The 3254-nt window shown below is 40.4% G+C and carries 2 protein-coding genes and 1 pseudogene; all 3 read right to left on the bottom strand.

Going from position 1 to position 3254, the window contains the following annotated elements; all coding sequences use genetic code 11:
* Nucleotides 1-127: transglycosylase SLT domain-containing protein (locus ACFILO_RS09085; RefSeq protein WP_375678181.1), on the bottom strand; the 127-nt coding region annotated here is incomplete at its 3' end.
* Nucleotides 128-143: 16 nt separating this feature from the next.
* Nucleotides 144-2321: a hypothetical protein gene (locus ACFILO_RS09080; RefSeq protein ID WP_375678180.1), complete on the bottom strand. Its 2178-nt coding sequence runs from the start codon at nucleotides 2319-2321 to the stop codon at nucleotides 144-146.
* Nucleotides 2322-3254, bottom strand: a pseudogene (locus ACFILO_RS09075) (hypothetical protein); the annotation flags it as partial.

The raw sequence follows: 3254 nt of genomic DNA, 5'->3' as shown, positions 1-3254 counted from the left end.
GATTCCTTGCATTCGGATTGCCTCCACTTTCCACTTGCGCAACACGGTACAAATAACTCTCTGGCAAACCATAACGCGCTGCTGCTTGACGGATCGCTTGATTAACAGAAGGACTAGAACGGGTCATAGCCTAATCTCCTCCCTTACTCAAATGCACTCAATAAATTCAACTCCTCCGTTGAGGCTTTTCCCCCACCTCCAAACAAAGCAGCAGAAAGCTTTTTGAACCATTCTTTTGTCGCATATCCCTTATGATGCGCGTTTACCATGCGTTGAATGAGAGCTACAATTTGATCATTCTTAATCTGTGTCCCCCCTGTTAACAATTTGACAACATCCTTTTCAATCCGTTGACGCTCTCTAAACGCCGCCTCTTTGAAAGGAATCCAAGAAGCCTTCACCGCTGCTTTTCCTGCTTGCATAGCTGCATCAAATTTACCCGTTGGCATACTGACATTATGCGTAAAAGAGATCTTTTCATCCGCTACACGACCTGGTATTCTGTTATAAAAATCTGCATAATTAGCTTCTTTTTCGACAACCTTCTTGACCGCAGAAGCTTTATCGGCTCCATAAATCTTTGCAAATCGTTTATACAGATCATTCGTACCAAAAATCTCCTTTGCCTTGGATACTTCGTCTTTTGTTTGACCCATGCCTTGTAAAAGTTCTGCCCTTGAACCCTTTTTAAAGTATTCTTGTTGTGCCTTTGGTAATTCATCAAAGATTTTACTGAACTCATCCTTATTAACCGACTTGCTAAGGATTTTGGAACCTTCATCCATGGCATCTAAACGTGAACTATATTGATGATACAATGATCGTGCCTTCTTATATTTAGGCGATATATCATCCATAAGCTCTAATAACTTTTTCTGAATGCCAACTAAGGTATGAACTTTACTATTATCTCCTATCTTCTCGGCTTCATCTCTCATAAGACCAAGTTTAACCTTCGTTTCATGGAGAACACCCATGTTGGGCTTTTCTTTAAGGAGATTAAATTTTTCAGAAGAAAACGAACTGACTTCTTTGCCACCACTCGTGAATTCCTGTAGCCCTCCTTTATAAGCCTGTTTGAAGTATGGACGCTTCATTAATTCATTAAGAGCACCATAATGCTGTTCTCCTATTGGTGTTTTTTGAGCTATTTCGTAAAGAGTATGTGGTTCTGCTTTCCTAATCGCGATAAGATCATCTTTTAAACCTGTAACATTTTGACGAGGAACAAAGTGTTCATCTGCTGCCTGATGAATACGCTCCCCTCCTCCCAGCGCTCTCTGCCCAGCTCTTTTAGTCAAATCAAGATAAGCTCCTTGATTTCTTTTCGCGATATCAAAAACAAGATCCTGTAAAAAAGGACTATGATCAGCTACGTAATCGGTAGGAACTGCTTTTTTAAAAGATTCTCCTAGCTCTTCAGACGCCTCCTTACCTAAATGTTTACTGATTGCTCTTAACGTGTCTGTTGCAACACCTTCCTTATGAGAAGGAGAAAAAAGTCTTCGTATTCCGCTTACCGGATAACCAGCTAAATGAGCTAAAGCACTTCCAGCCAATGCCCCACCCGCTCCTAAACCTGCACCAGATAACGTACTTGTAAGTGTATTACCAAGTCCTTCACCTTCTCCCGCTCCATGTAATGCACCAGATGCCGCCCCTACTTTAAGCAAATGCGGCAATGTTGTTTTGTTCGTGATGCCTAAAAATGGACTTGCAAATCGACTTGGGGGTAACTGACCTGCTTTCAAAAAGGCTTGACCTAATTTTGACCCCGCCACATTCCTTGCAAGTGTAGGCGCTACAAAGCGTGCTCCTGAGGCTAACAATCCTCCTCCTAAAGTCGCAAGGGAAGGAATTGCCGACCCTAAAGCATTTCCAGCAAAAGAAGTCCAATAATGTTGATCACTCATCCTACGATAATAATCACGTATTCTATTGGCTTCTTTCTCATATTTTTCTATGGTTTTCTTATCTCCAGTCCAATAGTTGTAAAGCCCCTTCGCAAAAGCCTTTATTGCCAACTCATCATCAGAATCACGTCCTGCCGCTGTAATCCCCGCAATCTCATCATCTAAATTAAAACTCAAACCATGCTTTAAAGAATTCCAAAAGGCTTCACTGCTACTTATTTCGGGATGTTGGGATGATGTTTCGTATTCATCTTTAGGGATACGACGTATAACTCTTATTCCAGTACCAAAATCTGGAAATGGTTCCTCTACCGATTTTTCGTATTCATGTTTAGGGATACGGCGTATAATTCTTATTCCAGTACCAAAATCTGGAAAATCTTGATGAGTATTATTATGCTGAACCATTTAACTATCCCTAATAATTTCATACAAATCTTTACCATCATGAACGGTTGCTTTATCTCCAATAGCAAGTTTTTTAATATTTGCTCTGCTAATTGTAGTTGGCAAGTTTGCACTACCTCCTTGTGACATCGACTGATTAGCATATTGAGCAGAATACTTTAGACGCGGTCTTACTTCCATTCCATTTGACAACCTATAAATTTCCTCATCATTCAGTTTTTTAAAAAGATCAAACATATCTTTGATTTTTAAGAGCGTTTTATATAGTTCTTCTGGTTTATCGCTAATGTCCATAGTACCATAAGATGCTACTATGCGCCTGCTTTCTTCATTAGATAACGGTCCAACGCCTAATTTCCCGCCGTCACTTTGCTTTTTGATTGCTTCAATCACTCGAACAAAGACACCACCTTCAAGCGTTTTTAATTTATTTTTTAATGTTTTTGCAGCAGTATCGGGGAAAATCTGAGCAAAAGCACCGACCTTACCAGCAGCCTTTTTGGGATTCTTCTCTATAATTTGAAGAGCATTGTTAACTGTATCCACAATATGATTAATTTCTTTTGCTGCTACAGCAGCAGTGTTTCTCTTACCTATTTCCCACTCTTCTATGTCTCGTTTTTTCTGATTATACTCAAGTTCCTGCATCGACCCCTTAACCGGTCTCGCTCTACGTTCACCTAGTTGTGAATTGGGATCCCATTCATAACCTTTATCTAACTGAGGTTTATCACCACCTGTTAGCATCGCACTAAGCATTTGCGGATTACGTGCCATGATAGCAGCTTCTTCTTCGCTGTAACCTTTAGATTTTAGGTATTCGACGGTTTGATTGACTTGTTCTCTTCGTTTATCACCTTCATTAAGATGCTTCACACCACTTGCAAGCGCATCCCACCCAGAACCGTCTGATGAAGATTCTGCCATACCTGC

Origin of the sequence: Bartonella sp. AP72JLCBS (assembly GCF_042195705.1) — a bacterium.
Classification (GTDB): domain Bacteria; phylum Pseudomonadota; class Alphaproteobacteria; order Rhizobiales; family Rhizobiaceae; genus Bartonella.
The sequence above is the reverse complement of the archived record's forward strand: the minus strand, read 5'-3'. Positions and strand labels throughout refer to the sequence as shown.

Bases quoted from the DNA above. Each gene is read 5' to 3' on its own strand.
- ACFILO_RS09080 (WP_375678180.1), bottom strand. From the start codon at position 2,321: ATGGTTCAGCATAATAATACTCATCAAGATTTTCCAGATTTTGGTACT.